Here is a 1,184-nt window from a genome sequence, read left to right as displayed (position 1 = left end):
CATGATGGCGACAAGGATGACCTTGGCTGGTTTTCCTGTGGCTTTGAGCGTGTCTGCGAAACGAGCAAGCGCGGGATTGTAGCGACATGCCGACAAGGCGGCCATGTAGAGCGCGCGCCGGGGTGCGGGCCTGCCGGCGCGGATGGAACGACGTCCGGTTCGTGCACCGCTGTCGTTCGCGATTGGGGCAAGCCCTGCCAGCATGGCGGCCTGTTTGCCCGAACATGTCCCCAACTCGTCCATGCCGGCCATCAAGGCCAGGGCCGTGACGCGGCCGATGCCGGGAATGGAGGTGAGGATCTCGGCCTTGCGGCAGAGCTGCGGATCCTCGCCGACACATCGTTCGATCTCTTTGTCGAGACGTTCGACATGCTGTTCCAGCCGTCGCACAAGGCGGTTGAGTTCGCCGCGCAGAAAGGCAGTGGTGGCAGCCTTGCTGCGATTCTGCAGGGCGGTGATGTCGCATTTGGCTGCCGATCGTGCATTGACCAACTCCTGCAAGGCCTCGATGTGAGGACTTGGCGGCGTGTCGGCCGGCGGGCGCAGGCTCTCGGCCAAGAGCGCCAGGAAACGGGCATCTAGCCGATCGGTCTTGGCGAGATAGCCGCAGGCGCGGGCAAACATGCGCGCGCGCAACGGATCGACCACGGCGACGGCAAAGCCATCGAGCCAAAGCGAGTGATGGGCGGGGCGATGGAACTTACCGGTTGCCTCCATCACGATGCTTTTGGGCCGATGCCTGGCCAGCAGCCGTTTCAGCTGGTCGATGCCGGTCTTGTCATTGCTAAACCGCCGGCTTTCGCCCAGCGGATGCAGATGAACATCAAGCCACTCTTTACTCACGTCCACACCGGCATAAACTACCGGCATCGCGTCTTCTTGGAACGAAACCTTGCCTTGCATGCGGGACTTGCTCCCCATCATCTGTTCAGGACAAACGCGAGGACGGCCGGACCAATCTCATCCCCGGTTCAAGCCAAGGGGCCTGCGGTCCCGGCCGTCCGCACTCCGGCGGATGGCCATCCGCCGGAGTGCGCACCGATCATCAATCAGCGCGAATTGAACATGCAAGGGGGCCGCAGAGTACGCCATTCATTGCCCTTCGCTTGCGCTCAGCGCATTCGCGGCTTTGCCGCTCACCCCCTCATCTGCCTGCCGGCATCTTCTTGGATGAAAAAAATGTA

At 62.3% G+C, this 1,184-nt stretch carries 1 protein-coding gene; it reads right to left on the bottom strand.

Annotated features, from left to right (window positions below; genetic code table 11):
- On the bottom strand, nt 1–903 hold a 903-nt coding region (locus AC13QO_RS29880; RefSeq protein ID WP_488542762.1), incomplete at its 3' end, for an IS110 family RNA-guided transposase.
- Between the last annotated feature and the right edge of the window lie 281 nt (nt 904–1,184).

This window comes from Rhizobium sp. CNPSo 3670 (assembly GCF_057784555.1).
This window is presented reverse-complemented; position numbering and strand designations above follow the sequence as displayed.